Origin of the sequence: Nonomuraea diastatica, assembly GCF_004349015.1 — a bacterium.
Lineage (GTDB): Bacteria > Actinomycetota > Actinomycetes > Streptosporangiales > Streptosporangiaceae > Nonomuraea > Nonomuraea diastatica.
This window is the reverse complement of sequence record NZ_SMKP01000138.1, coordinates 1-18974: the sequence shown is the minus strand read 5'-3', so window position 1 is coordinate 18974 and position 18974 is coordinate 1. Positions and strand designations below refer to the sequence as shown.

17 protein-coding genes are annotated in these 18974 nt (G+C 71.2%); 11 read left to right on the top strand and 6 right to left on the bottom strand.

Annotated elements, in window-relative coordinates:
• Window positions 1-118: 118 nt before the first annotated feature.
• The 11 genes from E1294_RS36315 to E1294_RS36265 all read left to right on the top strand — a co-directional run bounded on the left by E1294_RS36315 (window position 119) and on the right by E1294_RS36265 (window position 12909).
• Window positions 119-892, top strand: coding sequence for an enoyl-CoA hydratase/isomerase family protein (locus tag E1294_RS36315; protein ID WP_132515502.1), 774 nt, complete (start codon window positions 119-121; stop codon window positions 890-892).
• Window positions 893-1001: 109 nt separating this feature from the next.
• A complete protein-coding gene (locus E1294_RS36310) occupies window positions 1002-1403 on the top strand; it encodes a hypothetical protein (protein ID WP_181958613.1) in 402 nt (133 codons plus the stop codon).
• Window positions 1394-2599 carry a DUF6395 domain-containing protein gene (locus tag E1294_RS36305; protein ID WP_132515501.1) on the top strand — a complete coding sequence of 402 codons (1206 nt, stop codon included), beginning with the start codon at window positions 1394-1396 and terminating at the stop codon, window positions 2597-2599. Before E1294_RS36310 ends, E1294_RS36305 begins: the two co-directional genes overlap by 10 nt.
• Window positions 2600-2663: 64 nt before the next feature.
• On the top strand, window positions 2664-3506 hold the full coding sequence (locus E1294_RS36300) for a M55 family metallopeptidase (protein ID WP_132515500.1): 843 nt from the start codon (window positions 2664-2666) through the stop codon (window positions 3504-3506).
• Window positions 3507-3564: 58 nt separating this feature from the next.
• Entirely contained in the window at window positions 3565-5115 is a 1551-nt protein-coding gene (locus E1294_RS36295) for a flavin monoamine oxidase family protein (RefSeq protein ID WP_246083546.1), read from the top strand.
• A 60-nt stretch (window positions 5116-5175) separates the two neighbouring features.
• Window positions 5176-5688 (top strand): YbaK/EbsC family protein, encoded by a 513-nt coding sequence (locus tag E1294_RS36290; RefSeq protein WP_132515499.1) that lies wholly within the window; start codon window positions 5176-5178, stop codon window positions 5686-5688.
• A 131-nt stretch (window positions 5689-5819) separates the two neighbouring features.
• Complete coding sequence (locus E1294_RS36285) at window positions 5820-7820, top strand: serine/threonine-protein kinase (RefSeq protein WP_132515498.1); 2001 nt, start codon at window positions 5820-5822, stop codon at window positions 7818-7820.
• Between the two features lie 16 nt (window positions 7821-7836).
• Window positions 7837-9648, top strand: a complete 1812-nt coding sequence (locus tag E1294_RS36280) for a serine/threonine-protein kinase (protein WP_132515497.1) — start codon at window positions 7837-7839, stop codon at window positions 9646-9648.
• A 35-nt stretch (window positions 9649-9683) separates the two neighbouring features.
• A complete protein-coding gene (locus E1294_RS36275; protein ID WP_132515496.1) occupies window positions 9684-10898 on the top strand; it encodes a serine/threonine-protein kinase in 1215 nt (404 codons plus the stop codon).
• Window positions 10899-11154: 256 nt separating this feature from the next.
• A complete protein-coding gene (locus E1294_RS36270) occupies window positions 11155-11934 on the top strand; it encodes an electron transfer flavoprotein subunit beta/FixA family protein (RefSeq protein WP_132515495.1) in 780 nt (259 codons plus the stop codon).
• A 21-nt stretch (window positions 11935-11955) separates the two neighbouring features.
• On the top strand, window positions 11956-12909 hold the full coding sequence (locus tag E1294_RS36265; protein WP_132515494.1) for an electron transfer flavoprotein subunit alpha/FixB family protein: 954 nt from the start codon (window positions 11956-11958) through the stop codon (window positions 12907-12909).
• A gap of 48 nt (window positions 12910-12957) precedes the next feature.
• Here E1294_RS36265 and E1294_RS36260 read toward each other — a convergent pair whose 3' ends face one another.
• The 6 genes from E1294_RS36260 to E1294_RS36235 all read right to left on the bottom strand — a co-directional run bounded on the left by E1294_RS36260 (window position 12958) and on the right by E1294_RS36235 (window position 18714).
• Window positions 12958-14505 (bottom strand): sensor histidine kinase, encoded by a 1548-nt coding sequence (locus E1294_RS36260; protein WP_220448123.1) that lies wholly within the window; start codon window positions 14503-14505, stop codon window positions 12958-12960.
• Window positions 14502-15203, bottom strand: coding sequence for a response regulator transcription factor (locus tag E1294_RS36255; RefSeq protein ID WP_132515493.1), 702 nt, complete (start codon window positions 15201-15203; stop codon window positions 14502-14504). Before E1294_RS36255 ends, E1294_RS36260 begins: the two co-directional genes overlap by 4 nt.
• A 25-nt stretch (window positions 15204-15228) precedes the next feature.
• Complete coding sequence (locus E1294_RS36250) at window positions 15229-15993, bottom strand: hypothetical protein (protein ID WP_132515492.1); 765 nt, start codon at window positions 15991-15993, stop codon at window positions 15229-15231.
• On the bottom strand, window positions 15990-16889 hold the full coding sequence (locus E1294_RS36245) for an ATP-binding cassette domain-containing protein (RefSeq protein ID WP_132515491.1): 900 nt from the start codon (window positions 16887-16889) through the stop codon (window positions 15990-15992). Before E1294_RS36245 ends, E1294_RS36250 begins: the two co-directional genes overlap by 4 nt.
• A 123-nt stretch (window positions 16890-17012) precedes the next feature.
• Complete coding sequence (locus E1294_RS36240) at window positions 17013-17510, bottom strand: HIT family protein (protein WP_132515490.1); 498 nt, start codon at window positions 17508-17510, stop codon at window positions 17013-17015.
• A 16-nt stretch (window positions 17511-17526) separates the two neighbouring features.
• Window positions 17527-18714, bottom strand: coding sequence for an MFS transporter (locus E1294_RS36235; RefSeq protein WP_132515489.1), 1188 nt, complete (start codon window positions 18712-18714; stop codon window positions 17527-17529).
• Window positions 18715-18974 lie beyond the last annotated feature (260 nt).

Genomic DNA, 18974 nt, shown 5'->3' with positions numbered 1-18974 from the left:
GGCGCGTCGAAGGCGGTGCGTCGGGGTGGTGCATGGGAGGTGGCGTCGAAGACGGCGCGGTGAGGAACGTGCGGGAAGGCAGCGGGGAGCCGTGGATCCGCTCTGTTAGGTTCGACGTATGGGTGAGTTTGTGAGCGTCGAGGTGGCCGACCAGATCGCCACGATCCGTCTTGACCGTCCGAAGATGAACGCCCTCAACGGCCAGGTCCAGCAGGAGATCGGCGAGGCCGCCGGCCTCGTCGACGCCGACCCGCAGGTGCAGGCGGTGATCATCTACGGAGGCGAGAAGGTCTTCGCGGCGGGCGCCGACATCAAAGAGATGGCCGACATGTCCTATGCCGACATGTCCACTCATTCCCGTATGCTCCAGGCCTGCTTCACCGCGGTCACCCGCATCGGCAAGCCGGTCATCGCCGCCATCACCGGCTACGCCCTGGGCGGCGGCTGCGAGCTCGCCCTCTGTGCCGACTTCCGGGTCGCCGGAGAGTCGGCCAAGCTGGGGCAGCCCGAGATCCTGCTCGGCATCATCCCCGGCGCGGGCGGCACCCAGCGCCTGCCCCGCCTGGTCGGCCCGGCCCGAGCGAAAGATCTGATCTTCACGGGCCGCCACGTGCCCGCCTCCGAGGCCCTCGCGATGGGCCTGGTCGACCGGGTGGTGCCCGACGAGCAGGTCTACACCGCCGCCCTCGAATGGGCCGCCACCTTCGTCGGCGGCCCCACGGTCGCGCTCCGCGCCGCCAAGCAGGCCGTTGACCAGGGGTTGGAGGTCGACCTCGACACCGGTCTCGAGATCGAGCGGCTGCAGTTCTCCGGCCTCTTCGCCACCGACGACGCCAAGATCGGCATGCGTGCGTTCGCCGAGAAGTCCAAGCCCAAATTCACCGGGCGATAGCGCTCTTCTGGACATGTCACCGCAAACTGGAGGCAGCTGCCGGGGCGGCTGATAACCCCTCGGTAGCTTCGTCCGTCGCAGCGGTGGTTTGCCACTATGGTGGCGTTTCATGATGCGCGTTCCCGTCCCTGCCCGGCTGCGCAAGGCCGTGCGTACGTGGTTCGACTCCCGTTACATCTCCATCGCCGATCACCGCCAGGACATCAGGGACGCGCTCTGGGAGGTCCAGACCCTGCGGCGGGAGATGGTGACCCTCCAGGGCGAGGTGGAGCGGCTGCGGAACGCGCGCCCGCCGGCGGCCGGCAACAGGGCCGACGACGCCCACCGGCTCGCTCAGGAGACGGCCAAGGCGCTGGACGGAGTGCTCCAGAACGAGGTCCTCGTCTGGCAGGCCATCGACGACCTGCGTACCCGCCTGCCCCGGGGAGACGCCCCAGCGGGCGGCCGGGCGGGCGGCCGGGCGGCGGACGAGCGGGCACGGGGGCGTTCCGAGGAGCAGCCGTGCGCGTGACCTGGACCGGCGCGGATCTGACGTTCCGCCTCGACCCGGACGACGAGATCACCGGCAAGGCCTCCGACGAGCACCCCATCAAACTCGCCATCAACTCCTGCTCCGTCGGCGGCGTCCCCGACGACGCCCACCCCGATCTCTTCGCCCTCGCCGCCTGGACGGTCGTGGCGCCGTGGACCCGCCGGCGCATCTCCTTCGACCGGGCCGTATCGGCGGAGCTGGCCGAGGCCCTGCACGCCGGCTGGGGGATCGAGGCGGGACCTGTAGGGGCGGAGCCGCGCAGGCCAGGGGCCAGGCTCGCGATCTCGTACAGCGGCGGAGCCGACTCCGTCGCGGCGGCCGCCATGTTCCCGGAGGCGCCGTTCGTGCACTTCCAGCGGGTGACGCACCGGCGGGTCCCCAACCGCTGGCCCCACTACCGGTCCGACGTGCTGGCCAGGCTCGCCGAGCGGACAGGCCGCGAGTTGTCCACGGTCACCTCCGACCTGGAGTACACCCTCGCCGAGCCGCGTCCCGGCTATCCGGAGCACCACGCGGTGGCGGTGGGCGCGCTGCTCCTGGCCGAGCAGCTGAACCTGGGCGGGCTGGCCTTCGGCTATGAACTCGGTTCACGCTGGCTAGGCGGTGATCGCTACGTGTTGCGCTACACGCCTGACAACCCCATGTGGGCGCCGCACGGCAGATGGGGCAGGTTGTTCGCGGCGGCGGGCGTGCACATCGTGCTGCCCGTGGGCGGCGTGAGCGAGGCGGTCACCATGCGCCTGGCCCTCGACTCCCATCTGAAGAAGTACGTGCGCTGGTGCCTGCGCGGCAGCGACGGGCCGTGCCGCACCTGCGGCAAGTGTCTCTACAAGGAGCTCATCCAGGCCGCCGTCGAGCGCCGCCCGCTCGACACCCCCATGACCGCCGCGCACCGCGCCGCCCGGTCGTGGCTCAAGAAGCCGCCCTACGGCGGCCAGGAGATGGTCGAGTACGGGCTGGCGCGCGTCCCCGGCATCGAGCACACCCTCTTCGCCGGAGCGCTCGACTATTTCGACGCCACGGAGGAGTCCACGAGCTGGCTGGACCACTGCTACCCGCCGGCCCTCGACGAGATCCCGGCGCGGTGGCGTGCCGAGGCGGCCGCGTACATCGAGGCGAACGTCGGGCTCATGACGGAGGATGAGGTGCGGCGGGTGGAGACCTGGGGTTCCTGACGACACCGTCACAACGTTATGGCGGGTGGCCGGGCAGGCGTGGAGCGATGAAGGAGCAGGGCACGTGAAGGTCTATCTGTCGGTGGACATGGAAGGCGTGACGGGGTTGACGGACCCCGAGGAGATGCACGCGGGCAAGCGCGGCTACGAGCGCGGCTGCGAGCTGATGACCGCCGACGCCAACGCCGCCGTCGAGGGCGCGTTCGACGCGGGGGCGGTCAGCGTGCGGGTCAACGACGCCCACGGGTCCACCAAGAACCTCCGGATCGACCTGCTCGATCCCCGGGCCAGCCTCATCCGGGGGCCGGGCAAGGCACAGCGGATGGCGCAGGGGCTCGACGGGTCGTTCCAGGCCGCCTGTTTCGTGGGCTATCACGCCCGCGCCGGCGTGCAGGACGGCGTGCTGAACCACACCTGGATGGGCAAGGAGATCCAGAACGTCTACCTCAACGGCGAGCTGTGCGGGGAGACCCGGCTCGTCGCCGCGTGCGCCGGGTTCCACGGGGTGCCGGTCGCGGTGGTGACGGGGGACGAGGCCGTCGGCGAGGAGGCGCGCGAGCTGCTCGGCGACGTCGAGACGGTCGTGGTGAAGAAGGGGATCGACAAGTTCTCGGCCGAGCTGCTGGCGCCGAGCGTCGCACAGGCAAGGATCCGTGAGGCCACGGCGCGGGCGCTCGGCAGGTTGAGCGACTTCACGCCATATGAGGTGGCGGCGCCGTACACGCTCGGGGTGGAGTGGAACTCCACCGCCATAGCCGCCGCTGTGGCGCTCATCCCCGGTGTGAAGTCCGCGGGGTCGCGTCACACGGAGTTCACCACCGACGACTTCACCCAGATCATGGCGCTGTTCGGCATCTTCGCCACCATCGGCGGCCAGGTCGCCTGCGGCAGCGGACCGTACGGCTGAGGCGAAGGTGACCAGAGTGACGGCGAAACCCCGGGATCGGGTGTAGGGGGCGGGTGACGTGGAAGGCGCGGCGCTGACCCGGCGTGGGCTGCTCGTCGGGATCGGCGCGGTGGGCGGCGCGGGCGCCATGTACGCGGCCATGGGCGCGTTAGGGCTGGCGCCCTCGGAGCAGTCCAAGGATTACGTGGCACCCAGGCCGGGCGACTTCACCCTGCGCGGCAAGGGCACGGCCAAGGTCGTGATCATCGGCGCGGGGGTGGCGGGGCTGACGGCGGCGTACGAGCTGGGCAAGGCCGGTTATGACTGCACGCTGCTGGAGGCCAGGGAGAAGGCCGGCGGGCGGAACCTCACGCTGCGCGGCGGCGACCGCCTCGGCGAGCTGAACGGCCCGGCGCAGGAGGTGGCGCTCGGCGAGGGCGTCTACTTCAACGCGGGCCCCGCCAGGATCGCCCCGTGGATGGTGACCCTCGACTACTGCCGCGAGCTGGGCATCCCGATCGAGACCTTCGTCAACGACAACGCCGCCGCGTACGTGCACACCAACGGGCGGACGATGCGGGCGCGCACCGCCCGAGCCGACATGTATGGATATGTCGCGGAAATGTTGGCTAAAGCCACAAATGGCGGCGCACTGGACAAGGCCATCACGAAGGACGACCAGGAACGCCTGCTCGATTTCCTCAGGAGGTTCGGTGACCTGGGCCCCAGGCTGGAATATGAAGGCTCGTCGCGCCGCGGTTTCACGAAATTTCCGGCAATAGACGGTGGTGTCATCCTCGACGCCCCCGGCTCCCTCCACCAGATCCTCGCCGCGGGCACCGGCCGCGCCATCACCAACAACTTCGGCTTCGACCAGGCCACCCCCATGTTCCAGCCCGTCGGCGGCATGGACGCGATCGTCACCAGGCTGGTGGAGGCGGTGGGCGAGGACACCATCACGACGGGCGCCAAGGTCACCAAGATCACCACCCTGGACGACGGCGTCGAGGTCGTCTGGACCGGCGGCAGCGTCAAGGCCGACTACTGCATCGCCACTCTCCCGCCGCACATCCTCGCGAAGATCCCGCACAATCTCGGAGCCCAGGTCACCACGGCGCTCAAGACACCGGTCCCGGTCGCCGCGGGAAAGATCGGCCTGGAGTACGGCAGACGCTGGTGGGAGCTGGAGGACCACATCTACGGTGGCGTGACGGAGACGGACCTCGACATCACCCACATCTGGTACCCGTCCCACGACTACCACGCCGAACGCGGCCTCCTGGTCGGCTACTACAACGCCGAGCGCGACGCCGAGCTGTACGGAGCACTCACCCCCGACGACCGCAGGCGCAGGGCGCTCACCCAGGGCAAGAAGATCCACGGCGAGAAGTACCGCCAGAACCTCCTGTCCAGCGTCTCCATCGCGTGGGAGCGACAGGAGCACATCCAGGGCGGCTGGGTGCGCTGGCCGTCCTTTGATTCGTCCTTCACTTTTCTGCAACGCCCCGCCGGAAGGGTTTACTTCGCGGGCGACTGGCTCACCCATCTGATCGCCTGGCAGGCGGGGGCCATGGAGTCCGCCCGCAGTGTCGTCACGCTGCTGCACCAGCGAGTGCTGCAGTCCCCGTGACGTCGCACGCTGCTCCGACACCCGGGTTAGGGTCCAAGGAGAAGCGATCGAGGAGATGGGATGAGCTTGCACTGGGTGCCCGCGACCGAACGGATCGACCTCCTTGCCGATCCGGTGGCGCGGGCCGTCCCGCACGTGGAGGGCGTCGAAGTGGCCGGGATCGACCCCGATCTGGCCGACACGGCGGCGTTCTGCGAGCGCTACTCCGTGCGGCTCGACGAGTCGGCCAACTGCGTGGTGGTGGCCGCCAGACGAGGCGGTGAGATCCGCTACGCCGCCTGCATGGTGCTCGCGACGATGCGAGCCGACGTGAACGGCGTCGTGCGCAGGCATCTCGACGCCAGGAAGGCGAGTTTCGCGCCGATGGCGGACGCGGTCGAGCTGACCGGCATGGAATACGGCGGCATCACGCCATTGGGGCTGCCGGAGGATTGGCCGATCCTGGTGGACACGCATGTCGCAGAGCACCCGAGGGTGGTGATCGGAAGCGGTGCGCGCAGGTCGAAGCTGGCCGTCTCCGGGGCCGGGCTGGCCGGGCTGAAGGGGGCCGAGGTTCTCTCGCTGGCCGGTTGACACAAACTGAAGCCGATTTGAGACCGTTGGATGGGAAACCGATGAGCCCTTTCCGGACGTTGTACGAGTGGGAATGTGGCCTCATGGTTCATCTCGTGGGCGGGGACTAAGCCGATATGGTGCTTCATGCCATGAACGATGACCGACTTGGCCCTTACCGGTTGCTCAGGCGGCTCGGTGAAGGCGGGATGGGCGTTGTCCACCTCGCTGCCGACCCGCAGGGGCGCCAGGTGGCGGTCAAGGTCCTGCGCGGGGAGGTCGCCGGCGACGAGGTCGCCAGGCGGCGGCTTTCGCGCGAGGTCGAGACCATGCGCAGGGTGCGGAGCAAATACATCGCCGAGGTGCTCGACGCCGACGTGACCGGCCATCGCCCCTACATCGTCACCCGCTACGTGCCCGGCCGTCCCCTCGACGAGATCGTCAAGGACGACGGCCCGCTCGACCTGCCCGCGCTGGTCAAGGTCGCGAACGGGGTGGCGTCGGCGCTGGCCGTGGTGCACTCGGTGGGGGTGATCCACCGCGACCTCAAGCCGGGCAACGTGCTGATCCTCGACGGCGAGCCCGTGCTGATCGACTTCGGCATCGCGCAGGCGGTCGACGCGACGCGGCTGACGCAGACCGGCATGTTCATCGGCACGCCCGGCTATCTCGCGCCCGAGATCATCGAGGGTCAGGAGGCCGGCCCCGAGGTCGACATCCACGCGTGGGCGGGCACGCTGCTGTTCGCCGCGACGGGCCAGCCGCCCTTCGGCAAGGGCACGCTGGAGATGGTCTTCTACAACATCACGGCGGGTAAGGCCGACATCAGCGCCGCCCCGGAGACGCTGCAGCCGCTGCTCAAGGCGGCCTTCCAGCGCAATCCGGCCAAGCGCCCCAAGGCGGCCGACCTGGCCGAGCAGACCGCCAGGATGATGCCCCGGCCGCCGCGGGGCGGCGCGCCCGACGAGCTCTCCACCCTGCCGCGGCCCGGCACGTCTCCGGCCGGCCTTCCGGTCCAGCCGCCCCCGGCCGACAAGCCGCCCCACGACGTGTCCACGCCGCCGGTGACGCCGCGGCGGCTGCTCGAGAGCCAGGACCACCCGGTCACCCCGCCACCGCAGGATCAGCAGTACGTCTCGCTCCTGCCCAACCAGCCCGACCCCTGGCCGACCCGCAGGGTGTCGCCGGAGGAGCTGCGCAGGATCCAGCGTGAGAGCGGGGTGTCGCAGCCCTGGCAGGCGCAGCCGGGCGCCCGCAACGTGCCGCCGGGTGAGGCCGACGTGCCCACCAGGCGGGTGCGGCCCGACTCACCCGAGTTCCGCGGGCTCACCGCCGGCCCGCCCGCCGAGGCCAGGCCCGGCACGGGTCCGGGCCCCGACGGCAGGCCCAGTGGAGGGGCAGGTCCTGGCCGGTCCGGCCCCGGCCACGACTACGTCAGGCCGGGGCCCACGCCGGCGCAGCCGCCGCCCTACATCCCGGCACAGCAGCACTACCAGCCGGGCCCCACGAAACGTGAGCCCTTCATCCCGGCCGTGTCTCCGGGCAATGTGCTGCAGCGTTCCAGGGCCTACGGCGTGGCGAGCGCCATGCTGCTCGTCCTCATGATCGTGGCGGCCGTGCTCGCGCCCGTGCTGGTGGCGGTCCTGGCGATCCCAATCGCGGTGCTGCTGCGGGCGGCCGACCTCGCGCAGCCCGCGCTGATGGCGCGCCGTGCCGCGGGCGCGGCGGCGCTCGACGTGGTCAGGGTGCTCTCCTACCCCAAAGAACTCGGCAAATCGGCGGGCATCACGCTCGCCCTGCTGCTCTACGCCGTCATCCTGGGATTGCCGGTGACGCTGCTGCTCACCGTGGTCGCCAGGATGGACCCGTCCTACGCCCTGGCGTGGGGCGCCGCGATCGCCCTATGGACCGTCTGCGCGGGTCCAGGGGTGGAAGGGCCAGGGAAGCAGATGCGCAGAACGCTCTCATCGCTCGTACCCTCGAGAACAGCGGCGATGGTGATGGCTGGAGTTCTCGCGGCGGGTGCCGCGCTCTCGCTGATCCTCGCTTACGGCACGTTCGGGGACAAGCCTAGGGGGGCCGTATGGACTCCGCTGAACGTCGATCCAGTGGTGAAGCAGCTCGAAAGTCTGAGGGGGAATTCCGGAGGATGACGCGGGGAAGGTGGCGATGAACACCCAGGCACCAGAGCGCCTCGGCCCATACCGGCTGGTCAGGAAGATCGGCGAAGGCGGCATGGGGGTCGTCCACCTCGGTCTCGACGGTGACGGCCGCGAGGTCGCGATCAAGGTGCTCCATCCGCACGTGGCCGCCGACCTCAAGGCACGCGACCGGCTGACCCGCGAGGTCGAGACCATGCGCCGGGTGCGCAGCCCGCACGTGGCCGAGGTGATCGACGCCGAGCTCGTCGGCGGCCAGCCCTATGTCGTCACCCGCTTCGCGCCCGGCCGCACGCTGGAGGACACCGTCCTGGCCGAGGGCCCCCTGGCGGCGCGCGACCTCATCAGGCTCGCCCAGGGGCTCTGCAGGGCGCTGGTGGCCATCCACGCGGCCGACGTGATCCACCGCGACTTCAAGCCGTCCAACGTGATGCTCGTCGACGGCGAGCCGCTGGTCATCGACTTCGGCATCGCCCACCTGGTGAACGCCACCAGGCTCACCCAGACCGGCATGTTCGTCGGCACGCCCGGCTATCTCGCGCCCGAGATCATCCGTGACTCCGAGATCACCCAGGCGGCCGACGTGCACGCGATGGCCTCGACGGTGTTCTTCGCCGCGACGGGGGCGCCGCCGTTCGGCACGGGCACGTTCGAGGCGGTCTGCTTCAACATCATGGAAGGGCGGGCGCAGATCGACAAGGCGCCCGCGTGGTTGCGCGGCTGGCTCACCCGCGCGCTGCAGGTCGACCCGTCGGCCCGGCCCGACGCGCACGAGTTGCTGCGGATGGCCAAGGCGCTCGACCCGTCGGTGACCGCGTTCAACGAGGCCTCGTTCGACGGCCCCACGGGCACCAAGCGCATGGGCGACCGTACACGGACCATGGACACGTTCTCCGATCTGCTGCCGCCGGTCGAGTACGACGCGCCGCCGGCGCCCCAGCGGCGTGCGGAGCCGCCTGCACGGCGTGAGGAGGCGCCGCCGCGACGTGACGAGCGGCCGCCGCCCTACGTGCCCGCGCCGGTTTCCGCCAGGCCTCCCGCGCAGCGTGCCGACCAACACGTGGCGGGCTACGCCGCGCCGCGGCCCACTTCACCGGCGCAGGTCAGGCCCTATACACCGCCGCCCGAGCCGCGGAAATACACCCCGCCGTCCGAGCGGAAGAAATATCTCTTCGGCAGCCAGTTCGTGGGGCTGCTCATGCTCGTCACCCTGGTCGCGCTGACCGTGATGATGCCGGTCATGGTGGGCGCGATCGCCGTCGTGATCGTGCTGGTGCTGCGCATCGGCGAATACCTCTTCGGCGACCTGGTCAAGCGGCGCCAGGTGCGGGGGAGCAGCGCGGCCGACCCGTGGCTCGTGGTGGTGGGCACGCCGTGGGCGCTGGTCAAGTCCGCGCTCGTGTCGGCGGTGCACGTGCCGCTGGCGCTGCTGTTCGGCGTGTGCGTCTGGGGCCTGCTCCACTGGGTGGGCCAGATGAGCGTCAACGTGGCGGCGTCCTACGCCGCGGGCGCGTTCGCGGCGGGCCTGTTCGTGTTGCCCGGCGGCGGCGCGCCGCGCAAGGCCGTCACCCGCACGCTCACCGGTGTGCTGCGCAGCCCGGGAGCCGCGCTGGTCGCGGTCGTGCTGATGGGCACGGCGGCGTTGTTCGCGGTGATGTTCGCGCTGGGCCAGGACGCGGTGTGGACACCGTGGCGGGCACCGGAGACCGTGATCGAAGACCTGGCGAGCGACGCCAGGCAGACCACGGTCGGTCTGATCACCGGGATGGTCGACAGCTTGCTCGACGGGCTCGGGCTGGGGTTCCTTACTCCCTGGAACTGAGTGTCCCCGCGGGCTCTCGAGGGGAGAGAAGAAGTATGGGCGACAAGCTCGGTCCGTATGAGCTCCTCTCCCGGCTCGGGGCCGGTGGATTCGGCGAGGTGCACCTGGCGCTCGACGCCGAGGGCCGCACGGTCGCCGTCAAGGTGCTGCATCCGCATGTCGCGGCCGACGGCGGCGCGCTGGCGAGGCTGGCGCGCGAGGTCGAGACCATGCGCGCGGTCGGCGGGCCGCACGTGGCGGAGGTGCTGGACGCCTCGCTCGAGGGTGCCCGCCCCTACCTGGTGACCCGCTACGTCCAGGGCCGGCCGCTCAGCGCGGTGCCCGTGCCCGTCGCCGACCTTCGCCGGCTGGCCGACGGGCTGGCCGACGCGCTGCTCGCCATGCACGAGTCGGGCGTGGTGCACCGCGATCTCAAACCGGCCAACGTGATGATGACCGAGGGCGAGCCGGTCGTCATCGACTTCGGCATCGCCAGCGCCCTCGACTCGTTGTCCGTCACGGCCTCGGGCGCGGTGGTGGGCACGCCCGGCTACCTCGCTCCCGAGGTGCTGGAGGGCAAGAACGCGGGCCCTGAGGCCGACGTGTTCTCCTTCGGGGCGACGCTGGCCTACGCGGCGACCGGGCGGCAGCCGTACGGGCAGGGCCCCGCGTCGGCGGTCGCCTACCGGGTCGTGCACCACGCGCCCGACCTGGAGGGTGTGCCCGGCTGGCTGGAGCCGCTGTTAGCTGAGTGCCTGTCCACCGACCCTGCTGCGCGGCCGACGGCCGCGCAGATCTGTGCCAGGCTCGATGTGGCGCCCGTCTCCCATGTGCCGCGCGTCTTCGCCCAACCGGCACGTCCGCGCTCGGACGCCGACGACACGAGCACGAGGGAGTGGCGGCCGGGCAAGGAGCGCCATCAGCGGTCGGCGGAGGAGTCGAGGGCGCGGCACAGGGAGAAGGTGCGCAGGCGGTGGGTGATCGGCTCAGGGCTGTTCGTGGCGCTGCTGGCCGCCGCCGCCCAGGAGACGCTGCCCGAGGTTGCGCTCTTCCTGCTGGCCGCGTACGCGCTGGGTGTGGTGTCCGACGCCGGGGTGGCGCTCTTCTCGCGCGCCCTCTACCGGCGGCGCCGCGTCGTCACGGATATGGTCAGTGTGGCGGGGGCGGTCGGGCTCTGTTTCGGGCTGGCGGCGGTGTTCAGCACGTTCACCCTGGCCTTGTTCGCGGGCACGGCCCTGGTGGTGGGGATCGTGTTCCTGCTGTCGGCCTGAACCCCGCCGCGAAGGGGCGGGAGGTACCAACAGAATGAAGTTCGGTATGGTGGGGCCGGCGGGACCCTCCCGCCGGCCGCCTTCACCCGGCGGTTGCACTCCGGCTACTCATGGGTAACATAGCGTCAGGCCATGCCCACTGTCGGGCCCTCTGTCGGGAGCCCGGCGGGCACCTGGCAGTCTGGACAGCATTGCATTCGGCGCCCACCGCAGCGAGGCGGTGGCGCACGCGAACACGGGAGGTCGGCCACCGGCCATGAACATCGTCGTCTGCGTGAAGCAGGTCCCCGACACGGCGACCGAGCGCAAGCTGCGGTCCGATGACAACACGCTCGACCGCGACGCCGCCGACGGCGTGGTCAACGAGCTCGACGAATACGCGGTCGAGGAGGCACTGAAGCTCAAGGAAGGCCACGGTGGCGAGGTGACCGTGCTCACCATGGGCCCCGGCAAGGCCACCGAGACCATCCGCAAGGCGCTGGCCATGGGAGCCGACAAGGCCGTCCACCTCAGCGACGACGCGCTCCACGGCTCCGACGCGCTGTCCACCTCGTACGCGATGGCGCAGGCGCTCAACAAGATCGGTTTCGACCTGGTCGTCCTGGGCTCCGAGTCCACCGACGCGCGCACCGGCGTGCTCGCCGCCATGCTGGCGGAGCGCCTCGGCGTGGCGCAGCTGACGCTGGCCAACAAGGTCGACGTCGACGGCACGTCGATCACGATCCAGCGCATCACCGACTACGGCTACGACCGGGTCGAGGCCACGCTGCCGGCCGTCGTGTCCGTGGTCGAGAAGATCAACGAGCCGCGCTACCCGTCGTTCAAGGGCATCATGGCGGCCAAGAAGAAGCCGGTCGAGACGCTGGCCATCGGCGACGCCTCCATCGACCCCTCCCAGGTCGGCCTGACCGCCGCCTGGTCCGAGGTCGTCGACTTCGCTGCCGCGCCGCCCCGCGCCGCCGGCACGATCGTCAAGGACGAGGGCGACGGCGGCGCGAAGGCCGCCGAGTTCCTGGCCTCCAAGAAGTTCATCTGAGCACGGGAGAGAACACCTGATATGTCGGAAATTCTCGTTCTCGTCGAGCAGGCCGAAGGCGAGGTCAAGAAGGTCACGCTGGAGCTGCTGACCCTGGCCCGCTCGCTGGGCACGCCCGCCGCCGTCTGGGCGGGTCCGGGCATCACGCCCGAGGCCAAGGCCAGGCTCGCCGAATACGGCGCGGAGACGATCTACGTCGCAAGTTCGAGCGACATCGTCGACCACGTGGTGGCGCCCAAGGCCGAGCTGCTGGCCCAGCTCGTGGCCGCCAAGTCACCCGCCGCCGTGCTCGTGGCCGCCACGGCCGAAGGCAAGGAGGTCGCCGGCCGGCTGGCCGTCAAGACCGACTCCGGCGTCATCACCGACGCCGTGGGCCTGGGGGAGGGCTTCGTGGCCGACCAGTCCATCTTCGGCGGCGGCGTCAACGTGCACTCCCGGGTGCGCAGGGGCACGCCCATCGTCGCCGTACGCCCCAACTCCACCGCTCCCGAGACCGCCCCGGGCGCCGGCGCCGAGGAGGAGGTGACGGTCGCGCTGACCGACGCCGCCAGGTCGGCCCGCGTCGTCGAGCGGGTCAAGCAGCAGAAGGGCGCCAGGCCCGAGCTGACGGAGGCCGCGATCGTGGTCTCCGGCGGGCGCGGCGTGGGCTCGGCCGAGAGCTTCTCGGTCATCGAGGGCCTGGCCGACGCGCTCGGCGCCGCCGTCGGCGCGTCCCGCGCCGCCACCGACGCCGGCTGGTATCCACACCAGTTCCAGGTGGGGCAGACGGGCAAGACGGTGTCGCCGCAGCTCTACATCGCGGCCGGCATCTCGGGCGCGATCCAGCACCGGGCGGGCATGCAGACCGCGAAGACCATCATCGCGATCAACAAGGACCCTGAGGCGCCGATCTTCGAGCTGGCCGACTACGGCGTCGTCGGCGACCTGCACCAGGTCGTCCCGCAGCTCACCGAAGAGGTCACCAAGCGCAAGTAGGCCGAGGGCTCGGCGAAAGGGCGGCGCCGGATCGTGCGGCGCCGCCCTTTACCGGTGGCCGGCGTGGGGGTCACCGCCCCGGAGGGCGGGGAGGCGTACGTGGAAGGCCGCTCCCTCGCCGGGCGCGGAGCGCACCTCCACGCGGCCCCCGTGGGCGGTGACGATGGAGCGCACGATGGCCAGCCCGAGCCCCGCCCCGCCGGTCGCCCGCGCCCGTGAGCCGTCCGCCCGGTAGAAGCGGTCGAACACCCGCTCCACCTCCTCAGCCGTCAGCCCGGGACCCTCGTCCGAGATGACCAGCACCGCCTCGGCCCCCTCCGTGCCGACCTGTGTGCCGACGCTGACCCTGACCGGCGTGCCCGGCGGCGTGTGGGTGACGGCATTGCCGACGAGGTTGCTGACCACCTGCCGCAGCCGGGCCTCGTCGCCCAGCACGGGGGCGCTCGCCGCCGCACCTCCGTCCGGCCCGGTGAAGGCGATGGGCCTGGACGGGTCGAGCGCGGCGAAGTCGTGCCGGGCGTCGGCGGCAAGGGTGCGCAGGTCCATCGGTGTGAGGTCGAGCGCGGGGCCGTCGGCCTCGTCGAGCCCGGCGAGCAGCAGCAGGTCCTCCACCAGCCTTGCCAGCCGTCCCGACTCGCTCTCGATGCGGGCCAGCGCCGGCTCGGCCTCCGTGCCGCCCATGCGGTACAGCTCCGAGAAGCCCTTGATGCCGAACAGCGGGGTGCGCAGCTCGTGACTGACGTCCGCGACGAACCGGCGCATGCGTGCCTCGGACTCCACCTTCGCCGCGACCCCCTGCTCGATCTGGGCGAGCATCTTGTTGAGCGAGTGCGCCAGACGCCCGAGTTCCGTGTTCGGGGTGGCGGGCTCGGAAACACGCCTGGTCAGGTCGCCGTCGGCGATGGCCGCCGCGGTCTCCTCCACACGGCGCAGCGGGGCGAGCCCCGCCCTGATCGAGAACCCGCCCGCCAGCGCGAGCACGGCCAGCAACATCGATCCCCCGACCAGGCATGCGAGCCTGACCCTGCTGACCGTCGCATTCGTGGCGTCGAGCGACGCGGCCATCACGACGGTGGATGAGCCGCCCCCACCCGCGGCGGCGTACGGCCGCACCACCACCCGCCACTCCGCGCCATCCGCGTCGGCCACCGTGAACGGCTCACCCGCGCGGGCCGTCGCGACGGCGGCGGTCAGCCGGGGCAGTTCGGGCCCCTCCGCCTGGCCCAGCCTGCGGCTCACGGCGCCGTCGGCCGACAGGTAGACCGCGTAACCCGTCTCGGTCAGGTCGAGCTGCCCGAGCCCCTTCCTGATCAGGTCGAGCCGCTCGACGCCCAGCTCGGCCGAGTCGGACTGCCAGAGGCCGAGCGGCGATTCGGCGACCTCTCGCTGGATCGTGTCGACGTGGCCGGGCGGGATGGCGGAGATCACCAAACTGATCGGGGCGAGTTGCGCGTCGACGCGGCCCAGGAGGTGCTGTCTCAGCTCCCGCACCACGATCGAGCTCATCGTCACCAGGCCGACGACGAGCAGCGCGACCGCGATGGCCAGCAGCCGGGCGCGCAACGACAGCCGCCCGAACGTCCCGCGCCCGATCACCGCCTCGGCTCGCGCAGCACGTAGCCGACGCCGTGCACGGTGTGGATCAGCTTCGGCCCGCCGGTGTCGAGCTTGCGGCGCAGATAGCTGACGTAGGTGTCGACGATGCTGGTGTCGCCGGCGAAGTCGTAGCGCCACACCTGCTGCAGGATCTCCGGTTTCGGCAGCACCCGCCCCGTGTTGAGCACCAGGTGGTGCAGCAGCCTGAACTCCGTCGGCGACAGGCGTACGGACCGCCCCGCCCTGGTGACCTGGTGGCCGTCGGGATCCAGTTCGAGATCGCCGACGACCAGTGTCCGGTCGTCGGCGATCACGCCCGTACGCCGGAGAATGGCTCTGATGCGGGCCAGCAGCTCCTCCAGGTCGAACGGCTTGGTCACGTAGTCGTCGCCGCCCAGCCGGAGCCCGTTGATCTTGTCGGCCGCGGTGTCACGGGCCGTCAGGAACAACACCGGCACAGGGCCCGGCCGGCCGCCGGCCCTGGGCAGGCCGCGCAACCTGCGGATGACCTCGAAGCCGTCCAGGTCGGGCAGCATCACGTCGAGCAGCACCAGATCGGGCGGATCGCGCCTGGCCGCCTCCAGCGCCTGCGCCCCCGTCTCCGCCGAGGTCACGGTGAAGCCGGCGAAGCGCAGCGTCGCCGACAGCAGCTCCTTGACCGTCGGCTCGTCGTCGATCACGAGCAGCCGTTCGCCCACGTGACGCACCTCCTACCATCGCGGGTCAGGCATCGTGGTTCCCGAAGTGTACGAACGCCGCGCCCAGCATGGCCGCCACGAACCCGGCCAGCAGCCCGTATCCCGCCCACGCCGGCAACGGCGACGCCCCCGAGACAACCTGGAGCGCGGCGACGTTCGGCCAGTAGACCTCGAGAAGGCCGTTCATGAAGTCGGGCGCGATCGTGGCGAAGAGGGGGAGCAGGAGGAACGCGGTGCTGACGTTGACGGCGGGGGCGGTGCCGCGCAGCAGGAAACCGAGCGACAACCCGAACAGCGCCAGCGCCGTGAGCACCAACGGCCCGGCCAGCAACATCCGCAGCACGGCCGGCTCCCCGGGCGTCATGTGCGACGCCCCGCCCGCCGCCAGCGTGCTCTGGCTGGTCACGTACATCAGCCACACCGAGGCCACGCTCACCGGCAGCGCGGTCATGACCGTCAGGCCCGCCTTGGCGGCGAGCAGGTGGCCGCGCCTGCCGACGGCGGCCAGGCTGGCCCGCATGGTGCCCCCACCATGCTCGGACGAGACGATCAGGACGCCCAGCGCCGCGATCAGCACCTGCACGATGTACAGCCCGCGCATGCCCATCTCCAGCGGCTGGAAGTCGAGCCGTTCCTGGGCCGTGGCCACGGCGTAGTCCCCGGCCGTGGCGTTGCCGAACAGCCACCCCAACATTCCCGCGACGGCGACGCTCGCCGGCGCCAGCACCATGGTGGCCCTGATGCTGCTGAACTTCGTCCACTCCGCCCTGAGGACTCCTGTGCCGATCACCGGGCCGCTCCGTACTCGACGCTGTCGCGGGTGAGCTCCATGAACGCGTCCTCCAGAGACACGCGCCGCTGAGTGAGCTCGAACAGCGGCACGCCCTCCGCGGCGGCCAGACGCCCCACGTCGGGCGCAGTCATGCCGGTGACCAGCAGCTCGTCGTCGTCACCCGCTTGCACGTGCGCGCCCGACAGCTCCAGCCGCCGGGAGAAGGCGGCGGCCTCCGGCGTACGGACGAGCACGGTCGAGCCGGTCTCGGTGAACTCACCGATCTCCGCCTCGGCGATGAGCCGGCCCTTGCCGATGACCACCAGCCGGTCGGCGGTCACGGCCATCTCGCTCATCAGGTGACTGGAGACCAGCACCGTACGCCCCTCGGCGGCCAGGCCGCGGATCAGCGTGCGGATCCACCGGACCCCTTCGGGATCGAGGCCGTTGACCGGCTCGTCGAGCACCACCACCGGCGGGTCGCCCAGCAGGGCGGCCGCGATGCCCAGCCGCTGGCTCATGCCGAGCGAGAACCCGCCCGCCTTCCGGCCCGCCACATCGGCGAGCCCGGCCAGGTCGAGCACCTCGGCGACCCGGCCGGCCGGGATGGAGTTGCTCTGCGCCAGGTAGAGCAGGTGCTTGTAGGCGGTGCGCTGCGGATGCACGGCCTGCGCGTCCAGCATCGACCCGATCACGCGCAGCGGGCTCGGCAGCTCGTGGTGCGGGCGGCCGTCGATCGTGGCGGAGCCCGACGTGGGCAGGTCGAGGCCGAGGATCATGCGCATCGTCGCGGTCTTGCCCGCGCCGTTCGGGCCCAGGAAGCCGGTGACGAGGCCGGGCCGTACGGTGACGGTGAGATCGTCCACGGCGACCACGTCACCGTAACGTTTGGTCAGTGCGTTGAGCTGAATCATGCGATCCAGCCTGCGGTGCCTGGTTGGAGGCGTTCTGAGCGAATCTGTGAGTTCTCTGTGAGCGAAAGCGCCGCCACGTGCGGGTGTGCGGCGCTCCCGCCGGGATCCACAGAGAACTCCCAGTCACGCCAGCGCCCGCCTGAGGCGGGCCGCCAGCTCCTCGGCCTGCTCCTGCGTCCACGGGATCGTGCCGTTCTCGGCCATGAGCGCGTGATACTGCTGCTCGTCGTACGGCGTGCCGGGCGGCAGCGGGGCCACGTGCCAGTGCAGGTGCGCGTTGCCCTGCCGGCTACCCAGCGAGAGCAGGTACGTCCGCTCCGACGGCACCACCGACTCCACGGCCAGCGCCACCTTCCTGACCACCCGCATGAGCTCGAGGTAGGCGTCCTCGCCGAGGTCGCGCACGACGTGCTCGATGTGCCGCTTGGGGCTCACCAGCAGGTAGCCGGGCATGGTGGGGTAGCGGGCCAGGAAGGCCAGGTGGTGGTCGTCCTCGTAGACGATCTGCTCGGCGGCGTAGGCGGGGTCTCCGGCGACGATGGCGCAGATGAAGCAGGGGCTCGACGTCACCCGGGCCACGTACGCCTCGACGTCGAAGGGGACGCTGCGGTCAAGGCTCATCGTACGAGCCTGCCACTCAGGCGGCGGCTTCGGCGGGTTTTCTGACGGGCAGCGGGGTGACCGGGGCGGGCTCCTCGCGCGGGAGCAGGCGGGAGGCCAGCGCGATCAGCACGCCCAGGACGACGGCGACGCCGAGCGCCGTACGCAGGGAGGTGGAGTCCGACAGGAAGCCGATCACCACCGGCCCGAGCAGCAGGCCCGCGTACCCCATGGCCCCCGCCTGGGCGATCGCCGGCCCCGGCGTGTCCGTCACGGTGCCGGCCAGTGACAACGTCAGGGGCGAGATCGTCGCCACGCCGAGCCCGACGAAGAACATCGCCGCCACCGCCACCAGTGCCGCGGGCGCGACCAGCACGACCGCGAAGAAGCCCGCCGTGGCCACCCCGGAGACGGTCAGCATGCCGCGCACCCCGAACCTGGCCCGCAGCCGGTCGCCGGTCAGCCGGGCGGCCAGCATGCCGGTCTCGAAGACGGGGTAGCCGAGCGCCGCCAGTGCTTCGGGGGCGCCGAGCTCGTTACGCATGTAGAGGCCGTTCCAGTCGGCGACCGTGCCCTCGACCATGAACGCGAAGAACATGATCGCGCCGAGCAGGTAGACGACCGGCGGCATGCGGCGCCGGCCCGCCGGCTCGGTGCCGGTGGACGGGGGCTCGGGCAGGTGCGTACGGCCGATCAGCACGGTGACGGGCAGCACGGCCAGGCCGACCAGCGCCACGTTGGCGGTGAACGGCAGGCCGGCGGCGATGGCCAGGCTGCCCAGGGCCCCGGCGGAGATGGCGCCGACGCACCAGCCGGCGTGCATGCCGTTCATCAGCGGCCGGCCGTAGGCCCGTTCGACGGTGGAGCCCTGGGCGTTCATGGCGACGTCCATGACGCCGAAGGCCATGCCGAAGAGCGCCACGGCCACCAGCAGCAGCGGCAGGCCGGGAGCGAGGGCCACGGCCACCAGGCCGAGTGCCGTCAGCGGGCCGCTGATCCGCAGAACCGCCCTGCTGCCCGCGCGGGCCATGACGCGCCGCATGGACTGCATGGTCACCAGGGCGCCCAGGCCCCACACCAGCAGGATCGTCCCGACCATGGCCTCGGACAGGGCCAGCTTGTCGGTCAGGGCGGGGATGCGCACGGTCATCGTGCCCACCATCAGGCCGGCAAGGACAAAGGTGAGGACCGCCCCGTAACGGGCACCCCTCAGCTCGCGGGTCATAGGGCCACACCTCTCACAGAGTCGTTGTCTTCAGTGGTCCGGACGCACGGGCGTCCAGGCAGGGGAGGGCGAGCGGGCTCGCTCGCCGCAGGAGAAAGGCCCCGGCTCGATCGGACCGTGAGGGCCGTGAGCAGGGGTGGAATCGGGCTGGCGCGGAAGCTCCGCACGGAGGGTCGGCTCGGGAGATCCGCACGGGGGCGGGTTGCTCGGGAACCGGGCCCAGGGGATCCGCACGGGGGCCGGCTGCCTGGGAGCCGGAC